The sequence below is a fragment of the Neobacillus rhizosphaerae genome (genome assembly GCF_937468385.1).
Taxonomy (GTDB): Bacteria; Bacillota; Bacilli; order Bacillales; family Cytobacillaceae; genus Neobacillus; species Neobacillus rhizosphaerae.
Window position 1 is genome coordinate 24678 of record NZ_CALBWS010000038.1, and the last position, 22421, is coordinate 47098.

Annotated in this window: 19 protein-coding genes; 3 read left to right on the forward strand and 16 right to left on the reverse strand. The window is 32.9% G+C overall.

The features are described 5' to 3' along the window. Window positions 1-19: 19 nt before the first annotated feature. The 11 genes from M5A78_RS21415 to M5A78_RS21465 form a co-directional block, all read right to left on the reverse strand. The gene (locus M5A78_RS21415; RefSeq protein ID WP_248737311.1) at window positions 20-727 is read right to left on the reverse strand and encodes a M48 family metallopeptidase; all 708 of its coding nucleotides are present in this window, start codon (window positions 725-727) and stop codon (window positions 20-22) included. Between the two features lie 20 nt (window positions 728-747). Beyond that, the gene (locus tag M5A78_RS21420) at window positions 748-1245 is read right to left on the reverse strand and encodes a YehS family protein (RefSeq protein WP_248737312.1); all 498 of its coding nucleotides are present in this window, start codon (window positions 1243-1245) and stop codon (window positions 748-750) included. Between the two features lie 601 nt (window positions 1246-1846). After that, complete coding sequence (locus tag M5A78_RS21425) at window positions 1847-2755, reverse strand: DUF4367 domain-containing protein (RefSeq protein WP_248737313.1); 909 nt, start codon at window positions 2753-2755, stop codon at window positions 1847-1849. Next, a complete protein-coding gene (locus M5A78_RS21430) occupies window positions 2715-3245 on the reverse strand; it encodes a sigma-70 family RNA polymerase sigma factor (RefSeq protein WP_248737314.1) in 531 nt (176 codons plus the stop codon). Before M5A78_RS21430 ends, M5A78_RS21425 begins: the two co-directional genes overlap by 41 nt. Before the next feature lie 250 nt (window positions 3246-3495). Beyond that, window positions 3496-4212, reverse strand: coding sequence for an N-acetylmuramoyl-L-alanine amidase family protein (locus tag M5A78_RS21435; RefSeq protein ID WP_248737315.1), 717 nt, complete (start codon window positions 4210-4212; stop codon window positions 3496-3498). Window positions 4213-4567: 355 nt separating this feature from the next. Then, window positions 4568-5962 carry an ABC transporter substrate-binding protein gene (locus M5A78_RS21440; protein WP_248737316.1) on the reverse strand — a complete coding sequence of 465 codons (1395 nt, stop codon included), beginning with the start codon at window positions 5960-5962 and terminating at the stop codon, window positions 4568-4570. Between the two features lie 182 nt (window positions 5963-6144). Further along, complete coding sequence (locus tag M5A78_RS21445) at window positions 6145-7956, reverse strand: sensor histidine kinase (protein WP_248737317.1); 1812 nt, start codon at window positions 7954-7956, stop codon at window positions 6145-6147. Beyond that, window positions 7953-8633: a response regulator transcription factor gene (locus tag M5A78_RS21450; protein ID WP_248737318.1), complete on the reverse strand. Its 681-nt coding sequence runs from the start codon at window positions 8631-8633 to the stop codon at window positions 7953-7955. Before M5A78_RS21450 ends, M5A78_RS21445 begins: the two co-directional genes overlap by 4 nt. An 82-nt stretch (window positions 8634-8715) precedes the next feature. Beyond that, entirely contained in the window at window positions 8716-9612 is an 897-nt protein-coding gene (locus tag M5A78_RS21455; protein ID WP_248737319.1) for a carbohydrate ABC transporter permease, read from the reverse strand. 18 nt (window positions 9613-9630) lie between these two features. Continuing rightward, window positions 9631-10503 carry a carbohydrate ABC transporter permease gene (locus tag M5A78_RS21460; RefSeq protein WP_248737320.1) on the reverse strand — a complete coding sequence of 291 codons (873 nt, stop codon included), beginning with the start codon at window positions 10501-10503 and terminating at the stop codon, window positions 9631-9633. Between the two features lie 460 nt (window positions 10504-10963). Further along, window positions 10964-11386 carry a hypothetical protein gene (locus M5A78_RS21465; RefSeq protein ID WP_248737321.1) on the reverse strand — a complete coding sequence of 141 codons (423 nt, stop codon included), beginning with the start codon at window positions 11384-11386 and terminating at the stop codon, window positions 10964-10966. 241 nt (window positions 11387-11627) lie between these two features. On the opposite strand from M5A78_RS21465, the gene M5A78_RS21470 reads away from it, so the two are divergent. Next, entirely contained in the window at window positions 11628-12365 is a 738-nt protein-coding gene (locus tag M5A78_RS21470) for a VCBS repeat-containing protein (RefSeq protein WP_248737322.1), read from the forward strand. A gap of 48 nt (window positions 12366-12413) precedes the next feature. Next, the gene (locus M5A78_RS21475; RefSeq protein WP_248737323.1) at window positions 12414-12902 is read left to right on the forward strand and encodes a hypothetical protein; all 489 of its coding nucleotides are present in this window, start codon (window positions 12414-12416) and stop codon (window positions 12900-12902) included. A gap of 485 nt (window positions 12903-13387) precedes the next feature. Here M5A78_RS21475 and M5A78_RS21480 read toward each other — a convergent pair whose 3' ends face one another. From M5A78_RS21480 to M5A78_RS21500, 5 genes are all read right to left on the reverse strand, one after another. Then, entirely contained in the window at window positions 13388-14350 is a 963-nt protein-coding gene (locus M5A78_RS21480) for a tRNA dihydrouridine synthase (RefSeq protein ID WP_248737324.1), read from the reverse strand. A gap of 512 nt (window positions 14351-14862) precedes the next feature. Continuing rightward, entirely contained in the window at window positions 14863-17634 is a 2772-nt protein-coding gene (locus M5A78_RS21485) for a KAP family P-loop NTPase fold protein (RefSeq protein ID WP_248737325.1), read from the reverse strand. Window positions 17635-18762: 1128 nt separating this feature from the next. Further along, window positions 18763-20733 (reverse strand): 7-cyano-7-deazaguanine synthase, encoded by a 1971-nt coding sequence (locus tag M5A78_RS21490; RefSeq protein WP_248737326.1) that lies wholly within the window; start codon window positions 20731-20733, stop codon window positions 18763-18765. Then, the gene (locus M5A78_RS21495; protein WP_248737327.1) at window positions 20720-21079 is read right to left on the reverse strand and encodes a hypothetical protein; all 360 of its coding nucleotides are present in this window, start codon (window positions 21077-21079) and stop codon (window positions 20720-20722) included. Before M5A78_RS21495 ends, M5A78_RS21490 begins: the two co-directional genes overlap by 14 nt. An 83-nt stretch (window positions 21080-21162) precedes the next feature. After that, window positions 21163-21618, reverse strand: a complete 456-nt coding sequence (locus M5A78_RS21500) for an NUDIX hydrolase (protein ID WP_248737328.1) — start codon at window positions 21616-21618, stop codon at window positions 21163-21165. A 559-nt stretch (window positions 21619-22177) separates the two neighbouring features. Here M5A78_RS21500 and M5A78_RS21505 point away from each other — a divergent pair. After that, window positions 22178-22360, forward strand: coding sequence for a hypothetical protein (locus M5A78_RS21505; protein WP_248737329.1), 183 nt, complete (start codon window positions 22178-22180; stop codon window positions 22358-22360). Window positions 22361-22421: the final 61 nt, after the last annotated feature.

Sequence of the window (22421 nt, forward strand, 5' to 3'; positions counted from 1 at the left end):
GTAATTGGTAATAGGACTGCTAAACAGTCATTTTCCAACCTGAAAAAGTTAACCAGTTTTCCTTTTCCTTATAATCAGGCAGTATTTTTCCAACAAGACGCCAGAAGGATCGGTCATGGTTAAGATGAACCATATGGCACATTTCGTGAACGACTACATAGTCGATTACCTCCCGTGGTGCCATTGCCAGTCTCCAATTGAATGTTAACTGCAGTTTTGAATCACAGGTTCCCCAAGTAGTTTTGCTATCCGAGATACGAAAAGAACGTGGCTTTGTTTTGAAGTTGCTTTGATAGGAGGATATGCTCTTCTCCACTAAAGCCTTACACTGCTGGTAATAAAATCGTTTTAAAGCTTGTTTTATTTTTTCAGTGTCAGGCTGCCTTATATATATATGTAGCGTTTCTTCTTTAAACACTACATGTTCTTGCGTTATATTTATATCTTGAAAGATTTCTATGGGATAGGTGTTTCCTAAATAAAGAAAACTCTCACCATACTCATACACCTTTTTCTGAGGCCCCAGCAGTCTACCCTTTATTTCTTTTAATTTTTGCTGAATAAGATCCCATTTTTCCTCTAATAACTGAAGCACTCTATCATCAGGTGTCCCTTTCGAAGCCTGGACTTCCAAATTTCCATAACTATCTATCGTAATTCCTATAGAGGTACGATTTTTATACTTGATCTCAAAACGTATGGTCTCACCTAAGTAGGTATGTATCATGTCATCACCTGTAAAATTAATTATCCCCTATACTTGACAGCCAACCCTTTTAAGAAATTCCTGGCGTATTTATCTCCGCACTCTTTATAATTCTTATGCCCTTCTTTTCTTAAGAAAGCGCCGAGTTCTCCTTTTGAAACCGTAATTCCTGCTTTTTCGAATATATCCAGCATATCGTCAGTAGTTAATGCTAATGCTATTTTTACTTTCTTTAATAGGAGATTATTAACGTTTGCACTTTTCTTTATAGTCGGTTCTGGCATATCAGGCTGTCCTGGTTTGGGCTCTTGTTTTCCTCTTTTAAAAATAATAAAACCATTTAAGAATGAATCTAACATACTGTTATTACATTTTATTTGATCGTCACTTTCAGCATCATAGTCGTCTGATTTTGAGAGAATCTTTATTACATCTGGTACTGTTACATCAACAGAGCCAAGTTTAAATATCTCTGCCATTTCTTTATTTTTTATTTCCATTGCATATCTCAATCGAATTAATATATCGTTATTATCCACAATAAACCTCCAATTTTTTAAAATTAGTACCTGTACTCTAAAGCAACAGGGACTAATCATACCAATCTATCTTATTTCAATCTTTGCTTCTTCCTCGACCTGTGCCTTAGTATTAAAGCGATAGTAATACGCAGATGTAATTAGAGTTTCCATGCTTTGACTTTTATAACCCTAAATACTCAAACGACAAAAATATGCTATATTATTGCTGCTTGCACAATTGATGCAGATAATCCTAATTCAGTCCCAACAAAACCACCGGTACATTTAATTTTATACTACTTCGTGATAAATCGGATAGCAAAAAAGTAAATAGGTAACTCCCTAAAGGGTTAGTTGCCTTCTTTTTGTTCAGTAATAAAAAAGGATCTAACAAAAAATCCCCCGCACACCCGCATTCCACCGTTCGCTGTCCAAATAAAGTTTTCGCACAAAACCCCGATTTCCTGCATGTTTGCTCTCATTTTTTTCCGCTTTTCTCTCTTTTTTGGCCTTTGAATTGTCAGAAAAAACAATAGAGTTTTCCGAGAAATCTTTTCCTATTCTGCCCCGATTATAGTCCAGATAGCCGTTCAGATGCCCTCCATATTGAAAAGTCCATTTACTTTTCTATCATAGACAGCAATACTTTTTCCATTTCTTCTTTTGACAATTTATCTGCAATCAGTGTGATTTTGTATCCTTTTTCTGGAACAGTTACCCTCATACCAGTCTTGTTCATTTCTTCAGAGTTTACATAAACAAATTCAAATCCATTTAAAGAATAGGATTCGGATTTTTCAAAATTCCTCCACAAATATTCTAAATCATTTGTTTGATTTATTTCCTGCTGAGATGTCGAAAACCCAAACTCTCCTTTGCTATACTCTAATTCAACAGTTGGATCATCACCAATATCTTTTTCTGCAAGATAGAAACTTTCGTTAACTTGTTTATATCCTTCGGGTATATATGTTGGTTTTGTAATAGGGTAACTTACCAACTGTTGGGCTTCGATTAGTGCAAATTTATTTTCGTAAGATTGCTGTAATTCTTTAATTTGGTGTAATCTCTTTGCTTCTTCTTCATTAGGCTCTCTATTTTCTTTTTGTAACTTACTTTTTATCTCGAACTGTTCTTTAAATAATTGACTATAATGGTTGAACTCTTCTTCTGTTAAATTCTCTTCTGCTATTTCTAAGTGCCGTTCGAAGTAACTATATTCTTCTTTAGGCTCATCAGGATAAACTTGCATTAAATTTTCTTTCGAACCAAATAATTGATTGATTAATGTTTCAGCAGCATCCACAATGTATGTACCACCGAAAGTAAAAGCTGTACCAATAATCATTACTGAAGCAGCTGAAGCAAGCATCCACTTAGGGTATCTGTTCTTTCTCTTTTCTTCCATATTAGTTTGTTGGTTATGATTATTTCTATCTAATTTTTTAAATGTATCTTTTTTAAATTTATCAATATCTACCTTATGTTTAAAGTACATTTTTGCTGACCTTAATTCTCTTTCCTCCATATCCATCCTCCTTAATTTTCCTACTTAATAATTGGCGACCACGGGCAAGTCTAGATTTTACTGTCCCAATATTAAGATTTAAAATTTGTGATATTTCCTGAATGGAAAGCTCTTCAAAATAGAAGAGAGTAATAGGCAAACTATAATGTTTCGGTAGATCATAGACGGCGTTATGTACCTCTTCTTCCTGAACACTTCGGAGATATGATTCTTCACTGCTTTCTTGTTTCCTTTCAGGTAAAAAGTCTGATATGACTTCTCGCCAAGATTTTCTAAACGAACTCTTACATTCATTAATAACAATTCTTGCAAGCCAAGGAAATGGCTCTTCTTTATTCTTTAATTGGTCCATTGAATTAAATGCCTTAATAAATGCCTCTTGTACTTGGTCTTCTGCTTTTAGCCAATCTTTGACGTAAGTATAAGCAAGTCTAACAAGACGTTGTGTGTACTTATCCATCCATACTTCTAGAACTTCCTTCTTATTCAAGAATTCGCCTCCATTTCTACTTTTGTTGTTTTTTGTCTTTCGAAAGTAAGATGTATTTATATTAGGAAAGGTTCCCTTTTTTTCATAGTTAAAAAAGGGCTAAAATTAATTTTGTTTATATAGAAAAGCCGATGTTCCTAATAGGAAATCGGCTTTTTGGTTATCCGTACTTCATTTACTAGTGTTGTATAAGATAGACATAAAATCATTGTCCACTATCCAGTTTCTATTCAATTAAATTTATACTTTTTTAACTATTTAAATAGTCAATCATCCCATCAACTATTGAATTTGTTGTGTTTGATTGAAATTCTTCTGAAGTCATTCGTGCTTCATCAGATGAATTTGAAATGTATCCAAGTTCAAGTAAGATTGCTGGACTTGAGTTTTCTCTTAATACATAGTAGTCCCCTAAACTTACACCACGATCTCTTGCATCCAACCCGTTTTTAAAAATATGATCTTGAATTAATGCTGCTAAAGGCTCGTCCGATTTTTTCATATAATACGTTGTAATCCCCTCAACGTCAATCGTAAAAAATGCATCAAAATGGATACTAACAAATAAGTCTGCTTTCTGTTCATCTGCAATTTTTACACGATCTGCAAGTGATATATTTACATCATCATTTCTCGTTAATATAACATTAGCGTCAGTACGTTTCTCTAACTCATTTTGTATATTTTTAGCCATTGTTAATGTTACATCTTTTTCATTTGTTCCATTTTGTCCACTTGCACCTATATCTATTCCACCATGACCTGCATCAATTACAATTGTTTTACCAGTTATTATCTTTTCAGAAGTTGTATTTACTTTATTTCTATTTACATTTGATGCTTGGGCTGAATGTTCTTTATTTATTATTAGTTCATTCTCTTGAAGGTTCATGATTAAAACTATCATTAAAATTGATATTACCAATAATAAAAAAATTCTTTTCCACTTATCTTTCTTTCGATTCATGAAATTTCCCCCTTAGCTTTATATTTATCTTGCTGATATTTAATAGTCTAATAGTTGTGAATGAAGACAAAATCAAAATTATATAAAGATGAAATGAAGATTTATCAATTTTAAAGACGTTGTTCATTCCAAAAATTTAATGAAAAGTGCTCATTTGGGTTATATACCTTAAACGCATATCCATTAGCTCTTAAAAAGAGATAAAGATGAGATGAATAATCAATCAAGATTGATAAAAATGGATAAAAAAGACTAAAATTCTGTCTGTTACTATTCATAAAAACTAAAAGATAATTAATTTGGATATGAAAAAGAGACCATTTTAAAAATGGTCTCCAAGAAATTTCTTATCCTTCTACTCGTTTAAGTAGGTCATTACTCTGTTCTGTATAATATCCGCAACACTTTCCGCAGATTTTTGACCACTAAAATAGCTTTTCGATTCTTCTGAGATAATCGCTTGAATCTTGTCATTCGATCTCACTTGCGTATTTGCTTCAGTAATCATTTGCTTAAGTGGTTGAAGAGCTTCTTCTGAAATCGTTACCTGACGACCTTTTGGATTATCAAGTTTTGTTCCATTTTTCAATTCGGCAAATTCCTTTTCATTGGCAGCTTTATTAATTGGAAACATACCCGTTTGTGATTGTAGTTGCATATCATAAGACATTAAAAACTTTAAGTAATCCCATGCTTCCATTTTCACATTAGAATTAGAATTCATAGCATATCGATCGTAACCTACAAACGAAACACCTGATTCTTTGTCAGAAGAATGTGGCATTTGATAAATTGTTGCATTCTTATAAAAAACTGCTGAGCGTAAAAAGTAATCTTTTGGAGAATAGATTTGAGAACTTCTAAAATAAGTACTATCCTCTGAATACTGTTCTGTTAATACATTATCGTCATACAATTCCTTTACTTGCGTTAATAAGTCGGTGAAAAATTTCGAATCAAAATAAGCTTCATTTTTCCCTATATTCACAAGCTGACTAAAATTTTTATCCTCAAATACTAATGTATTTAAGATTGATTCAGGACTATCTTGCATAGCGAATTCAAGTGAACCTTTTTGTTTTAACTGCTTACTAACTTCAACAAACTGGCTCCATGTCCAATTATGTTTATCATCTATTTTGACACCAGTTTTCGAAATCGCATCTTGATCCGCAAATAAAGCATTCAAGTAAAAACGAGTAGGTAATACATAAAGTCCACCATTCATTTTGGAATTTTGAATGATATTCATATAATATTGATTTTTATCAAATGAAGTATCGATATTAATATAGTCATTTAAGTTAACAAAAGCTTTTTTATCAACAAATCGATCCACAGGTAAACTGCTGTCATTCAAAACAAATAAATCAGCACCTTTTCCAGATAAAACTTCTGTCGATGTCGTTTTAAGATATTTCTCCAATAAAACTGGTGACAACATATTTTTTGTCGTAAATCCTTTTATCTGAATCGTAATGTTGGGATGCTTTTTTTCGTATTCTTTTTTTGCCATTTCAAAGAATGGTGTATTTCCCATTACTGAGATGACTATCGTTTTTTTCTCGTCTTTACTTACCTTTAACGATAGATCTTCTCTATTCTGTTTTTTACCATTATCATTAGTACTATTTTTTGAACGATTTTGTTCGGTGTTTTTGCTTTCCTTGGTTTGTGTGTTTCCACTACTGCATGCGGACAGACTAAACATTACGATTAAACTCATCATTAAAGGCAATATTTTTTTCATTACTTCATCTCCCATTTCTCTTCGTCATTTAATGTAAGATACCCACCTCAAATAAAGATTAGATGAAGATGAAATAAAGATTATTAAAAGATTGATAAAATTTTCGGGAACGCTAGCTATAACAAAAAAATCGCCCTGGTCAAAAGGGCGATTAATCAGAAAGAAACGAATGAGCAGTTTTTTCAACTATTTTTATTTAAGGTAAAGTAAAACAGTACGCCATCAGAAGTATTCACGACACCATACTGGGCACCATGTAGTTCCAATATATTTTTTGATATGGCAAGACCTAACCCAGTACTACCTTCTGATCGTTGACGAGACGTATCACCACGATAGAAACGTTCCCAGACTTTATCTAATTGGTCATTTGGAATGTGTGTTCCTTTATTTTCCACACACACTTTCACTTGATCATCTTCTATTGTCGTTGAAATATAAATATTTTCATGAACAGGGGTATAACGGATCGCATTTGTTATATAGTTCGTGATGACTTGTTCAATTCGATGTTGATTAGCAAATACTTCAATTGTTGCTAAATCTTTATGAACCGTTAGTTCCTTTTTCTCAATTTCTAAAGATAATTGATTACAAACATGATCAATTATTTTATCAATAAAAAAAGGTTCCATTTTCATTTTATACGTTCCAGACTCGTATTTTGCTAGTTCCAGCATATCGACAATTAATAGATCCATCTTGTCGACTTCTTTTTCCATCGCTTCAAAATAGTAGTCCTTCTTATGACTAGCAACACCGTCTTTCAGTATCGAAATACAGCTTTTCATAATACTTAAAGGTGTCTTTAGTTCATGCGAAACACCTGAGATGAATTCTTTCCTAGTGTTTTCTAATTGTTTTTCTTTCTCAATATCTTGTTGTAGTTGAGTAATATGTGAATGTAGCGTATTTGAAAGCAAATTAATATTCTGTGATAAATCACCAATCTCATCTTTGGAATGATATTCAATTCGTTCTGAAAAATCTAAGTGTGCTATTTTTCTAGTTGTATCGTTTATTCTTAATAATGGTTTTGCGATTTTTATTGAATAGTAAATGGACGCCAAAATTGTAAGAAGTAAAACAAACGCAATCATATAGACAAAATAATCTTTTACCATCCGCACAGCTTCATCTACTGGTTGTAAAGAAGCCATTGAAAAAATATAATTTGTTTCACCATTTTCATCTTTAATCGGATCGATAAACAATTTATATTTGATTCCATTTTGTTCATAATCAAGCGTTTTAAACGTTTCGTATTGGTTTTGTTTATCCATGAATAAATTCGTTTGGAATTCATTAATACGATCCATAAATAAGCTATTACTGTATATGATGCTTGAAACGTCATTACGATCAGGAATGCGTACATTTTGTACTGTTCCTGTTAATTGATGGATTCCCTCATTATATTTTGTGTATAAGTCCAATTTTTCTTTTATAACGTATGGCTCATTATCAACTTGAAAGGAGTTATCAATATTTTTCCACATGGATTGATTGATCCAGTATGAATTACGCTGAACCACATAAAGATAAAAAGGGATTGATATATTATTTTTATCAATCGTTCTAACATCCACTATATCACCTTTTGACATAGGCGGGGTGTCTTTTAAAAGGTCGTCTTCTTTTAAGAAATGATATAGTGGAATCGTCAGTAATTGATTTGGTTGTTTATTTTCGATCTTAATTTCCACATAAAAATCATTTGCAGTTTTCATATTTCCATTGTGATCAAGCGTTGTAATCCATGTATTTTGAGCACGATAAAAGTCTTGTTCTAATTGCTGGATTGTTTGAACATCACCATTACTTTTTAAGTATTGTTTCTTAAACGATTTGATACTTGATTTCAGTTCATTAACTTTTTGATTTGCATAGTATTGCTTAAAAAAGATTGTTTGACCTATATAAATGGATCCAGTGATTAACAAACACAAAGTTGTTGTTAATAAAAACAGTTTTAAGACAATCCCGAATTTCATACGGTTTCCTCAAACTTATAACCTGTTCGAATAATCGTTGTAATCACTTTTGATTTACTACCTAATTTCGTACGTAAATTCCGAATATGTGTATTGATTGTCCGTTCATCACCATTGTAGTCATAGCCCCAAACCTTTTGCACGAGTTGTTCTCTTGTAATCACAATCCCATGGTTTTGCATTAAATAAGTTAATATTTCAAATTCAGTATGGGTTAAATTGATATTGTTTCCATCTACTTTGACTGTCCGAGAAGAAAAATCGACTGAAATACCATTTTTGGTTAATGTTTCGTTTGAAGGCTTATTTATTTTATATCGATTTTCAAGTAATCGTTTAACTCTGGCAAGCAAAATTGGTGGACTATAAGGTTTTGTAACATAGTCATCGGCGCCTAACTCAAACCCAAGCAGTGTATCATCTTCATCAACCCGTGCTGTTAACATGATGATAGGAACATTTGAAGTCTTTCGAATTCTTCTACAAACTGCCCACCCATCAACCTTCGGTAACATAATATCAAGAATAATGAGATGAAAATCTTGTTCTTGAAATAATTCCAATGCTTGTTCACCATCAATCGCTTCAATTACTTCATGACCTTCATTTACTAAATAATCTTTCACAATTTCACGTAAAATCGTTTCATCTTCCACGATTAAGATTTTGTATTGCATGATCTATCCACGCTCGCTTTCTATGCTCTCTCATACTACTATTTTATCAAACATGGAATTTTATTAATTAGTGATGTAACCATTAATCCTTAGCACCTGATAACTGAATTCCTTTGATTAAATATTTTTTTGCAAATCCGAAAATCAATAACATTGGTGCCATATAGAGAATAGATGCAGCGAAACCAATGCCTCTTGTATCTTGTATGATTTGCGATAAATAAAGTGACAACGGGAATTTTGATGGATCATCTAGAAAAATAAGTGGTTGTTCAACCATGTTCCAATAATCAGCGAATAATAATACGACTAGTGCTGCAAGTCCTGGGCGAATCAGTGGCAAGATGATCTTCATAAAAATCGTAAAATGACCTGCCCCATCTATTTTTGCAGCCTCGATATATGAATAAGGAATCGTCATGACGAATTGTCTGAGTATAAACACACCAAACGCACCAAATACCCCTGGAAAGATGATTGCTCCAAAGCTATTTAAGAGCCCCAATTTGTCTACAATAAGATAATTAGGTACAAGTGTTACTTGAAATGGCATCAACATAGTAACCATATATACCAAAAATAGCGTATCTCTTCCTTTGAACTTTAGTTTTCCATAGACATATGCTGCAAGGGATGCCACAATCAGTTGACCAAGTATGATTGGGATCACCATTAGGGCAGAATTTCCATAAAATTTCATATTTGATTGTTCCTTGTCAATGAAAGATTGTTTCTTAACAAAGAATGCTTTATATTGTTCAAACGAGAACTGGTCAGGAATCAACTTCAAATGGATGAAGGAATTTTTATGCGCATTATCTTGTTGACTCTCACTTTCTGAAGGATAGTGACGGCTAATTTCATTCTCTGTCATAAAAGAATTTGATAATGTAAAAACGACTGGAAAAACCATGATTGCCGCCATAAGCAATAATGAAAAGGTTAAAATCCCTTTGCGAATTAACGTATTTCTTTTCATCTTATTCACCCCTCGTTCCTAGCTCATAAATTTTCGATAGCGACGTTCGATTGCGAAGAAAATAAACACTAAGATTAAAATACATAAGACCATTAATGACGCAGCAGCGGTCAGTTTTTGAACATTTAAAGAAGCAAACATATTGTTCATATAGTGCTGAATCATATAAATTCTATCATATGGATAATCTCCTGCGATTAGATAGGTTTCACGGAATACTTTGAAGGAGTTAATAATGCTCATTAAGAGTACAAAAAACATTGTTGGTGTTAAGTAAACCAGAGTGATCTGTCTAAATTTAAAGAAACGACCTGCGCCTTCCATTTCAGCTATTTCATAATAATCTTTGGGTATATTTTGAAGACCTGCTAAGAATATGATCATGTTGTAACCAATGTTTTTCCATAAATAAACTAGAGATACAACGACGATCGACCAATCCGATTTCATCCAATCAATTTGTGAAAAACCCATCTTCACCATCCATAAATTAATTGTTCCGTTCCAATCGAATAATATCTGCCATAGCATAACAATCGAAGCAACTGGTACAACAATTGGCAAAATAAATGAACTAATAATTGCATTTTTAAACATGACGGTTTGATGCAAGCAAAGTGCCAATATTAAAGAAATGCCGATTACTAGTGGAACATTGATTGCTGTAAACCAAAATGTGTTTGTGGCTGCCTTTAAAAAAGAAGCACTAGCTAACAACTCTTTATAATTAAAAAGACCAACAAATGAACCACCAACCGCCCCATCTTTAAATGAATAGATAGTACCCATTACAAAAGGGATTAGATAGAAAAGGGCAAAACCTATCAAACTTGGTAATAAGAAAAATGCTGCAACCTTACCATCATTATTTAATTGTTTACGTATTTTCATGTACTCACTTCTTTCTATATTTGAGTATTTAATTAATTGATTGATTAATAATTCTGTTCGGAAAGAAGTATAGCCTAATGAAATAAAGATGAGATAAAGATTAAATAAAGATTAAGAGGAAAAGTGATTATTATAAAAACAAAAATAAAAAGCTAACGGATTTGTTAGCTTTTTAAACCTTTATTTTGAATTTCTTTTTTCTTTTCGATTACAATAAATAGTCGCTCCTCTCTACAATTTGGAGAACCAGCATTCAGTTTTGAAATCTTAAAATTAAGCGCTAATTAAACTCTTGCACCCTTTACTTTAAGTACAATCGTTCACAAATTTTTTTGTTAATTGAAACTATATTAGAAGATTCCAGATTTTTATATCTTTGGAGCTGCAGTTGAAATAAAGTTATCGTGGCTTTTTGACCGTTCACACACGCTGATTTAGATATTTACAAAATTTTTTCTTATTAAACGCAAGTAAACGATTGAATTTGTCTTAGGCTTATTCCGTATCGGACCCATCTAGAACCAGTCCAGCGATACCCTGAGACAGAGTGTCGACCAATAAATGTTGGATAAAACCAGAATTGTTCACGACCTCTAAGCCATACATACGTGTATCTGTGTAAACAACCTATCATACTGCCTGGGTCTACCGCATACGCTCCTGCTTGATGCGTCTGTTGAGGAACAGTAGATGGCGGTGGTGATGTTGGTGGTCCAGGCTCCAGATCTTGACCAGGAGGTGCAGACGGAGGTTGCTGCCCACCAAATTGTCTTCCCTCAAGTGTTGAATAGTCATAATTCATTTCTTGGTATGGTAACGAATATACATAAGCTTCCTGACTAAATGGATTGCTATAATATAGAGGTACATGGCTAGGATACATAAAATTCACTCCTTTTATTTTTAATCTCACATCATCATATTCATTAGTCATAGACCAATTAACTTGTTCTCTCATAAATGTGTATTTACCTATAAAACAGTAATTTCTTAGCACTAATAAATTCACTTTCCTATTAATCTACAGAACATTTTCTTATCTTTCATGGGCAGCCACACAGTCAAATAGGTATTGACCTACATATGGTACACAACGTAATTAAATGTGTTTTGGAGGGGTACATTTGTCCAGGCATTTTCAAGAACATTCGTATGGTAACAATACTTATTCTAGAAAAATAGTGTTGCTTGACATGAAGCAAGGTGATGTGAACGGTGACGGTTATATGGATAACGTCTATTTATATGGTATTAAACACGATGAATCCGGAACCTTTGCAGATCAGATTACACTTGTCATTCAAGATGGGCTTTCTAACCAGACTTCAACCATTGATCCTATGATCTTCCTTGGAGATTTTTCTAAAGATAACATATGGGATATTTTGGTGAGTATCGAATCAGGAGGAAGTGGCAACTACGGGTTTTTCTATATTTACTCCTTCAATAATAATATTCCACGCCTGTTGTTTGATTTTGAAAAATATAATAATGACTATACGTTCAATGTCAATTATAAAGATCTTTATAAAGTAAGTGTAGGAAGTCCTTCACATGACAAGCTTTTCACCCTTGACATTAGCTACAAAGGCTTTGATTATCTATCACAGCTTTACGATGAAAATGGCAAATTAAAACAGCCGGTTAAAGGCGAGGTTCTTGCTGCAACTGCGTTATATCCCATTGTTACAAATGGAAAAAGCATGAGTTTTGATTTACTTGTTTTTCAACGTATTATTGGTACGTCTAATTCGGATACATTAGGATATGTCGAAAACCTTTTAACATGGAATGGTACTCAATTTATATCCACAATATTGGCAACAGAGATTTTTGGAACAAAGTTAAGCAGCACCTACTAATGTCGGGCTTCCATAACATTCAAAGGTATAAGCATTGGAGGTATAAGGATGACAAAATTTTATTCTTTTCATGGGACTGTCACCATGATTACTGATCTTATAGGGCAAAATGGTGAAGGAGATGGCTGTAAAAAATTAATATCTGTACAAAACGGAATGGGAACAATAGTAAATTTCGTGGTGTCACCTACAACTCACTTTGTAGACCATGTAATGGTGGCAGTTGGAGATCGAGTGACTGGATATTATGACGGGAATGCACCCGCTCTTCTAATTTACCCTCCACAATACCAAGCACTTGTCATGGTAAAAGACAGCCCATATCAAAATGTAAAAGTAGATTATTTTAATAGTCAGTTGGAGAGTAGTGATGGACAATTACGATTAAATGTATCTCCATATACCCAAATTGTTTTAACAAATGGGCAACCCTTTACAAGAAACCCTGCGAACCGAGATCTCATTGTTATCTATGGACCATCCACACAAAGTATCCCCGCCCAAACCACACCATATAGAATTATAGTTTTGTGTTAGGGGTTATTATAGAAAATTCCTGTTTGAAATCATAATTGGTATAGAAAAACACAAAAAACTCGTCCAGTTTAAATCGGTGCCTATCACTCCCCGAAGTGTGTAAGATTTTGTAAGGATTGTAATGGAAATAGTTCAATATAAATTGCCCAATAATCAAAAAAACAAGAGCCCAATTTTTAAAAAGTAATTGGGCTCTTAGCTATTATTACACAACACTCAGTTGTTTTGGATATTGAGGACAACCTATTTAATCACTAATTGCACCACACACTCCACGTGTGCAGAGTGTATGTGGCAACACAAGGGTGCTGGTGGGTTTATTACATTCTTGAGACCTTTTTCTTTCAGAAAACAGACTTTATCAAAACAAAAGTTGCCGGCTGCAAAGGAACTTGAAACTGAATAATATAAGTACACATGATTTGATGTGATTCATTTTTCCTCTAACTTTTTGAGAGTTACATCATTTCACTGTCCCCGTCCCATCAACATTCTTTTCCAAAGTTATCAAGCAATGCACGCACTTCATCTGTTGATTTCGTGTTCATCAATTGATTTCTTAATTCACCAGCTCCACGGAACCCTTTGACATAAATTTTGAAAAAGCGATGAAGCCCTGTGATTGAACGTGGCAGTGCTTCCGCATATTGATCTTGAAGATCAAGCTGCAGTCTTAAAAGATCAAGGTATTCTTTACTGCTATGCTCTTTTGGCTCTTTTTCAAAAGCAAAAGGATTTTTAAAAATACCTCGCCCGATCATAACGCCATCAATACCATATTGTTCAGCAAGCTGCAGCCCAGTTTGACGGTCAGGAATGTCTCCATTGATTGTTAGTAGCGTATTTGGTGCGATACGGTCACGTAATTTTTTGATTTCCGGAATTAGCTCCCAATGCGCATCTACTTGGCTCATTTCCTTTCTTGTACGTAAATGAATAGAAAGGTTCGCAATATCCTGTTTTAAAATATGCGTTAGCCACTCCTCCCACTCATTTACATCCTTATAGCCAAGTCGTGTTTTCACGCTGACAGGTAGTCCGCCCGCTTTTGCTGCTTGAATAAGTTCTGCCGCAACGTCTGGACGCAGAATAAGGCCACTACCTTTCCCTCTCGATGCCACATTCGGTACAGGGCAGCCCATATTAATATCGATGCCTTTATATCCTAGCTCTGCTAGGCCAATACTCATTTGACGGAAATATTCGGGATTATCCCCCCAAATATGTGCCACCATTGGCTGTTCATCTTCTGTAAAAAGCAAACGGCCACGCACACTTGTCATGCCCTCTGGATGACAATAGCTATCCGAGTTTGTAAACTCTGTGAAAAATACATCCGGTCGACCTGCTTCACTTACTACGTGACGAAAAACAACATCTGTCACATCTTCCATTGGTGCAAGTACAAAAAATGGTCGTGGTAAATCACGCCAAAAATTATCTATCATTTCAAACTCAAATCCTCTCACTATGGATACAACTTCAAACTCTCGGTCAAAAAATATAAAGCCAAATGTTCCACTTCTTTTACACTTATATCATGCTTAATAACTTATTATCAAACACAAGTACATTTGGACATTTATAATTTGTGAAAAACTATTGTGAAAATCGGCAATGTTTATTTTAACGAAAATCGTTCCTGAATGGTATTTTTATAAACAAAAAAGCAGATGGTATAGATTTTTTCTATATCATCTGCTTTTCTATTATACCAATTCCAACCAAGCTACCGCTTCACAATGTCCAGAGTGTATGTGGTAACACATGGGTGCTGGTGAGTTTTACGCATTAATTAAGATATCTTCTAGTGTATAAAAAAATAATATAGGTAACACCACTTCAACCTGGCTTGAATGGTGACGCAGATAGATTGGTGTAGTGGTGTTTACCTAGGCATATTTAAAAACTCATATGGAACAAAGCTCAAATAATCTAAAGAGCAATATTTTTAAGAATGTTATCCAAGTTGTAAATCTCTTTGTCCTTCTTCTATAGCTTCTCTTTCTTTAATATATTCTTTATTATATTCATCTATTATTTTTAAGTTCTCTTCAATTATTGTTCTTTGATCTGCATTTCCAAATTTGATGATTATTTCTGCTCCCATTTGAATAGAGGCCTTGGGTTGAGCAAAGATATGTTGACTTACACTTAAAGTATAAATTTCTTCAAGTTGTACATTTATGAACTTGAACAACTTATTTTTAGCAAAAATAAATGTTCCTATGTTTCGGTAATTAGTTTTTGTGATATATTCATCCAACTCATTTTCTGTAGAAGGAAGACTTTTATTATTAAAATATGATTCTATTTTCTCGTCTGTTAAATATCTTGTAGAGCTAATGAATAAGCTTATCAATAATTCTTCATTTTTTAATAAACCTGAGTGCTTATTATTGAAAGTAAAGTTTAAAATATTTTCAAACTCATCCTCAGATTTAATCCAATTATTTACGATTAATTTAATTTCGTCATCAGAAAAGTAATGAGTCCAATTTAGCCAAAGGGTGCCAGCATCACTTTGATTAAAATTTACAAAAAAACACTCATCAGAAATATTATAATATGCACTTTGTACTGCCTTTTTTAAAACTGATAATCCATTTTTATTAATATTAGATTGCTTTAAAAATTTATGAATACCTAATGTAAATAAAATATTTCCATCTTCCCAGAATTGAAGATCAAATACGTGGTTTTGGAAATGCAAATTTCTTGCTATTGTTTTTGCTAACGACAAAATACTATCGATTCCGTCAAACTTAGTATTTTTGCTATATTTAAGATGATATATATCTTTCAGAATATGAAGTAATTTTTCTTGATGCGGTCCACTAATTTCTTCTATTCTTAGTCCAAGCTTACTATTTAATTCAGTTGCACTAAATTTTTCAATTAAATTTATATACCCTCTCTTAACGTCACTCAAACCACCATCTCTTAAAAGCGTTATCAATTCAGCTAACTCTGTTTGCGATATTTTGTTTGTTGGAACTCCATAAACAAAATATTGATCAAAAAATTCATAAGTACATATTTTCTTGTTTTTCTCCCATGAAATTTTTTCACTAGACTTAAATTTCTTTAGTTCTTCTCCAAATATACGTGCTACTAGGGGGAATAAAGTTTCAAGAATACCCCTATACTCATTTATGTTTTCAATATTATATAGTTTATTCTTATCACCCTCTGTAGAGGTACTCTCTTCATTAATTAAAACTTTTTTATTATGGTAAATAAAGTTATAAAGATCTGAAGAGCTTACCTGTATCATAATCAAATAAAGTAAATCATTTATATTCACTTCACTTTTTAGTAATGGCAAGTAGAACTGAACTAAATTTTTATACCTATATATATTTCTTGGAGAAAATTTTAAATCTATTAAACTTTTAACTATTTGTATATCACTAATACCTTCAATATTATTCTTTTCAAAAACATCTCTTATCTGCTCAGAAAAGAATGTTTCCAAATCGTTATTGATTGGTTTAGGCAAGTAAATGGGAATTTGAATAAACTTCTCAATATATTTCTTAGCATCTTCAAAATTACTATCTGCTTCTACTTGGTATATACTTGCTAATGATTTTTTTACTATTTCTTCATCTAGAGCCATTATATATGTTACCCTCGGAAAATCTGCTATTAGTCGGACCAACTTAAACATCATTCGTATTTCATTACCTTCCAAACGGTCAATATCATCTATATAAACAACAATTCTTTTAGGAAATTTTAATAATAAATCTTCGATTTCTTTTTTTAGTTCTGTTAAACTAACATTTTCTCTAGTAGGTAGGATCTTATCAATCATTTCCTTAAAAGATACAATTGTTCCAAAACTACGTACACTGACTGTAGATATAATGTCAGCATATTGTTTAATGACTTTCCCTATTTTTGGATTGTAACCTCGTGTTTTTTTTATTTCTTCCAAGAAGTGAAATAAATAGATACGAATAATATCATGGTTATCTTTCCCAAAGTACCATGGTTTAAAGTCTATATATAGAATGTTAGATTCTTCACTAGATTCTTTTTTTAAATTGCTACTATATTCTTTAACCATGTTATAAACCGAACTCTTTCCACTTCCCCATTCCCCTAAAAGACCTATAGTCAGACTTTCATTTTGTTGTTGATTTTCTAATGCTTCTCCAAGTTTATTTGCAAAATCTGCTCTATTTAGTTTATCTTCATCTTTTGTTTCTATAGGATTACCTGAATTATAATTATGTTGGGCATTAGGGACTTTATCCTGACTTAATTTTGGTATAAGTCGTATAATACTTTCAACAAAAAAATAAAAGAAAAGAACTAATGAAAATATTAGTAAAATATCAAATAAGTCTGATAACATATTTCCAGACCAAAAAGTCACTGGGCCTCCAATCAGAAAGTAATTAGAAATAATACCAATAGTAAAGTTACTTACTAAATAGTCTAATGTAGTAGTTAATGGCTTTACTCTAAATTTTATAATTGGAAGACTAATAATAATATAAAAAGTGAAAGCGAATAAACAAAGTAGACCTATTGAGCTATATAATACCCACCTTACCCACTCATAAGAAAATGTTACTACAATTTTATCGCTCGTAATTTTTCTCAAAAAGGTTAATAGGATGTTAATTAGTAATATTATTATAATGGAGTTAAAAGCGTTTTTTATAATTTTAATTAGTGTATCTGTTTTATCATACTTATATATCGTCGTTTTACTCATACAGGTTCCCTTCTTCTAAATAAAGCTAAATAAATATTCCTCGAAATTACCATTGGTAGAAAATCCTCCACACATAACAAAAACATTTACCATATCACGTTTCAATTAGAAGATAGTCATTAAATTTCCATTGAATATCCCCTAATAATATCCGACGTGAGTTTCATTACTGTTAATGAACATGCATGGACTAATTCTTCATAACAACTTATAGTAGAGTGTGCAGCTATATTTAATCTCATTAAAAGACATTTATCAGCTTAATCTATACCAAATTTACAAAGTTCTACCATCTTTAAGGAAGGCTGTAAATGCCACATTGAATAGCAAATGTAATTGGTTCAACAATTCCTACATTTCCGCAAAGAAACAAGTAACCTTCAGAAGTATCATTTGATTCGAGAGTCTCGTTACTTAGTCAATTGTTTGAACATTAAGAAAAAGTAAAAATCTACGCCATGTAAAGGTAGACTTCTTTGGGTGCGAAAGTTAAGTAAATAAGATTATAAAAATCATTTTCTTGAATCGACGGTTGATGAATAATATCATATCTTATTGCTACAAACTTTTAAAAATTTAGACCAAACAGGTATATATTGGTTAAATCACTTATATTGTTTATCTCTTGAAATCCCTTATTATTTTCACCTTCAAGGTTGACCATCTTTCAATAGCTTCTTTATCAAATACTTCATTAATTTCCTTATTATTTTTTTCAGAAGTATAAACATAATCATTCGGAATACATTTGTAAAAGCTAAGGATTAGAAAATCTGCCCTCTTCTTATTTCAAACTTTATAAAAATAAGAAGAGGGCAAAAAGGAAGATAGTACTTGCAATTATTCGATAAATATGTTAGTTATTCAAAGAATAAAGGATAATTGTTACAAAGAATTAAAGTTATTGTTAACTGCAAATACAGATGTAAATGTAGAAAAGGAATCCTCTGAATGCGGCTGTCTTGCCTTTTAAAGAAAAAAACTAATGAAAATCAAAAAAAGTATGAGGTTTTACTCTTCTTTCTCATACTGTTTTGTCTTTTCAGTTCAACTTGCATTTTAGCCCTCAGTCTTCGTGCCACTCAATCATTAGGAAAATGTTAGAAAGCCGATTTCAGCGACCAGAGTTTAGGTATTAGTTTCTTGAAACGATTCAAAGCCAGCAAGCCTATCAACACAATTTGGACAAACACCACATGGGGTTGTACTATTAGCCTGGCAAGAGTACGTTTGTGCTACTGGGACATCTAAATCAATCCCCAACTTAATGACATCTGCCTTGGAAAAGTCTCTAAATGGCATTTCTATTTGTACAGTGCCATATTCAGAAAGCATTCCAGATAATTTATCAAAGAACTCTTTTGAACAATCTATTTCTTTAGCATGATTAGAATTAATAAAGGCAGAATATACTTCCTCTATTCCCAGTGTTTGAGCAACTGAAGAAGCAATAGATAAAAATAATAGATTCCTATAGGGAAGATATAGGTCGTCGCCGCTTACTTCATCTAGCCATAAATTTGGCTCTATTATCATTCTTGAATCAGAATTTTTAAAGATGTCCTCTATGTTAATTACTTTAACATGTGAAAGTAATATTGGCGGCAATACATCTAATAATGTATTAAATTCTGTATCTGCAAAATGCTGGCCATATCTGAGGAAGACAGGCAATATTTTCTTACCTTCTCCTAGTAATTTATATGCTAAGACAGTTGAATCTAATCCCCCGGAAGCAAGTAGCAGTGCGTCATACTTTTCAATGGTTTTAAAGTCCTTTTTTCCCAAAACATCGTACACTATGTCAATTACCTCATTCATGGAATGCACAATGTAATCTACAGATTTCTTGAGGAACAGGTTTCTGACTTTTTTATAAGGATCAAAAAGTATTACTGGTTTACCGCTTTTAACCATGTAGCCTATTTCTACATACGTTCCAGGATCATCATTTAGTATTACAGCGATTAAAACAGAGGACTTTTCAAGCAACGCTATATCTTTTTGATATGCCTCTTGTTGTTGTTCCTCTGTTTCGTTACCGGTAATTATTCCATTCTCAACCACTGGTCTGTGCGGAATAAAGTTGTGATATTTTAAATTATCATGCATTTCTTTAATTAACCTTGTATCAACATCAGGAAAATCAGGACCTGCTATATAGATATGATGTTTTTGTCTTTCTCCCCACGATAACCTTTTCGCTGGAAGATTCTCAATATCATTAAAATCCAAATTAGATATTAGATCCTTAAATTCCTCGAAAACAAAAGTACTCGCATAAATCATTGCAATATAGGAAGCTATCTTTAATGCTGTTTTAATTTCTCTTTGACTTTGTTGAGATAAAAAAATGGCATTAAAACAATCCCCAACCCCAACTGAGTGCACTGTCTCTGTTTTAAATGCTGGTGCCTCATGCCATGCTTGGTTTGTTGTATCGTAATAAGTAGAACCACCTCTATTTTCTTTTAATAAAAATGAATTTGTGGTTGCCCCTAGCGAAGATAGGACTAAATTTGCCACTGAGAAGTAGTTCTGTTCAAACAGTGTTGATGAAGTTGAAAGAATGATTGTACTAAAATTAAAATTATGTGAAATCATTTTTTCAAGTGACTCAATACCGTATTGAACATCAATGTGTAGTTTCCCATTAAAATTTTCTAGCGCGGGAAACGTATCTTCAACACTGTATTTGCCTGGATAAATTAATATGTCTGTTGGATTGTACTCCTCAATAATTTGGTTTAGTTGCTGGTGGTTAACCGTAATTTCGGCCTCCCCCCTTAATATATCATTATATCCTTGATCACCATTTTCAGCAGATTCTTGGATGTTCATCACGTTTGGGGAACCATTTATTTCGCCCACAATAACAGTTTGTTGCGCATTTAGATGATTTCCGAATTTCCTGATATTACCATATAAGTATCTTGGTGCAATAGCAGCTAAAGCATAGTCACAATTAATGGCACTAAAAGCTCTTGCACTATGGAAAATACCACCTAGCCTTAAAGGTGATTCGGAAATATCTATATGCACATCAGTAAATACTTCTCCCAGAATTAAAAAACGGTTTTGTGAATCATTCGTGTGCATTTAAATCCACATCCACTTTTGGAATAGGTCTTAAGGCGCTATAAACTACATTCCCTCTGTAGCTAAATCCTTTTCTCATACACGCTAGTAAGCTACTATATGTACTAGGTAAAAAACCGATTTCTTCACCGGTTGTTTCAGACAATACAACCAAACGCCCATTTTTTAGTTGGTCGCTCAATACGACTGGTTCCATTATCACTGGAACATTTCCATGTACATTAAAATATTCTAACCGTCCTACTTCCTCAAGCCCAACATTTTTTCTCTCAGTACGACACATGTCTTTGGTTGGATTAGTGTTACCTGGATAATTCCCAAAATTTCCTACCCCAGAACTCCCCATAATGAATATGCCCCCAACAATAATTATTTTATTGACAGTATTCGGCAAATTTGCGTTAAATCCTTCTTATTTTGATAAATTTCTCACACATTAATGTCAAATATTTCTAATCTCCTCTTTCTGTAAATCATTTTTCCTGTCAGTGTACTACTTGTTTCAAGAATATAAGGTAAAAGGCATGTAAAACTTTCAGGGGTATTGTCATACGAATATATTTTTTCTGTTTCAACCCAAGCTATCTCGCCTTCATCAGACTCACTTAGATTTCCGGAAAATTCTTTAGCGTGAAATAACATCAGCACATCACTGCTTTTTTGATATTCATTCGTAACTGTAATAATTCCTCTAAAACTCACATTATCTATCTCTAGACCTGTTTCCTCTTGTATTTCTCTTTTACATGCTTCAATAGGAGATTCATACGCTTCCACTTTCCCGCCAGGTGCGTTCCATAATCCTTTAAACGGTTTCTTTACTCTTTTCTGTAAAAGTAGTTGATCGTTGTTCTCAACAAAGCACATAGTAAATATATTGCTCATAATTCACCTCGAAATATTTATATATATTTTTAAGGTATCATGCAAAGTGTTCGTGTCAATCTAAATTTATTTGAACAGTGAATGAAATGTATTTTTTATCAAAATATCTCTACATAAAAAGATCGGCCGCAGCTCGTGTCAAGGCCCATTTAAAATTCCCCATAAGGCCTTCTCAGTTCTTATGTTTCTGTTTTTTCAGCTACTTCTCCCTGAGGTCTGTAACTATCACCTTTCAAGTTGAAAAAACGGGATTGATGCATAATAAAGTGCCTGTCACCACCCGCATAATGTCGATCTGTTATCGACAAATTATGGATGGTAACAGGCACCTCAAATTAATTTATATTAAAACTATTTTCGCCACTGCTTCACTATGTGTGGACTGTAATTGACAACACAAAGGGATGTTGGTGGGTTTACCAACTTTGAAGACTATTTTCCCTTTACAAAATTCAATCATTAAATTGAGTTTAGATCAGATAAGCTCTTTCTTTAAGAGGACTGTAAACTTGGTAAATACTATTAACATAATATAAATTTTCTTAGGGAGGCTTACCGAGTGAAGATTGAGAAAAAGAAAAGATTAGTACTTAAAGCAAAACGTATTTTAAATCAAGAAACCTATCCAAATTTAAAAATCAAACCCTTTGATAAAACGAAAATCAAGAGAGCCCGCGACTGGTTTGGCAACGATGAAAAAGTACAGGATGTAATATTAAAACATTTAAATATCCCTAAGTAGTGTAATATTTCACAAACTCATAGAGGAGATCCTTATTAAAGCATCGTATCTGTTAACTTAA

What these genes read in the sequence shown, in the direction of transcription:
- M5A78_RS21415 (WP_248737311.1), bottom strand. Translation starts at nt 727, where the DNA reads ATGATACATACCTACTTAGGTGAGACCATACGTTTTGAGATCAAGTAT.
- M5A78_RS21425 (WP_248737313.1), bottom strand. Translation starts at nt 2,755, where the DNA reads ATGGAGGAAAGAGAATTAAGGTCAGCAAAAATGTACTTTAAACATAAG.
- M5A78_RS21435 (WP_248737315.1), bottom strand. Translation starts at nt 4,212, where the DNA reads ATGAATCGAAAGAAAGATAAGTGGAAAAGAATTTTTTTATTATTGGTA.
- M5A78_RS21440 (WP_248737316.1), bottom strand. Translation starts at nt 5,962, where the DNA reads ATGAAAAAAATATTGCCTTTAATGATGAGTTTAATCGTAATGTTTAGT.
- M5A78_RS21445 (WP_248737317.1), bottom strand. Translation starts at nt 7,956, where the DNA reads ATGAAATTCGGGATTGTCTTAAAACTGTTTTTATTAACAACAACTTTG.
- M5A78_RS21450 (WP_248737318.1), bottom strand. Translation starts at nt 8,633, where the DNA reads ATGCAATACAAAATCTTAATCGTGGAAGATGAAACGATTTTACGTGAA.
- M5A78_RS21455 (WP_248737319.1), bottom strand. Translation starts at nt 9,612, where the DNA reads ATGAAAAGAAATACGTTAATTCGCAAAGGGATTTTAACCTTTTCATTA.
- M5A78_RS21460 (WP_248737320.1), bottom strand. Translation starts at nt 10,503, where the DNA reads ATGAAAATACGTAAACAATTAAATAATGATGGTAAGGTTGCAGCATTT.
- M5A78_RS21465 (WP_248737321.1), bottom strand. Translation starts at nt 11,386, where the DNA reads ATGTATCCTAGCCATGTACCTCTATATTATAGCAATCCATTTAGTCAG.
- M5A78_RS21475 (WP_248737323.1), top strand. Translation starts at nt 12,414, where the DNA reads ATGACAAAATTTTATTCTTTTCATGGGACTGTCACCATGATTACTGAT.
- M5A78_RS21480 (WP_248737324.1), bottom strand. Translation starts at nt 14,350, where the DNA reads ATGATAGATAATTTTTGGCGTGATTTACCACGACCATTTTTTGTACTT.
- M5A78_RS21485 (WP_248737325.1), bottom strand. Translation starts at nt 17,634, where the DNA reads ATGAGTAAAACGACGATATATAAGTATGATAAAACAGATACACTAATT.
- M5A78_RS21490 (WP_248737326.1), bottom strand. Translation starts at nt 20,733, where the DNA reads ATGCACACGAATGATTCACAAAACCGTTTTTTAATTCTGGGAGAAGTA.
- M5A78_RS21495 (WP_248737327.1), bottom strand. Translation starts at nt 21,079, where the DNA reads ATGGGGAGTTCTGGGGTAGGAAATTTTGGGAATTATCCAGGTAACACT.
- M5A78_RS21500 (WP_248737328.1), bottom strand. Translation starts at nt 21,618, where the DNA reads ATGAGCAATATATTTACTATGTGCTTTGTTGAGAACAACGATCAACTA.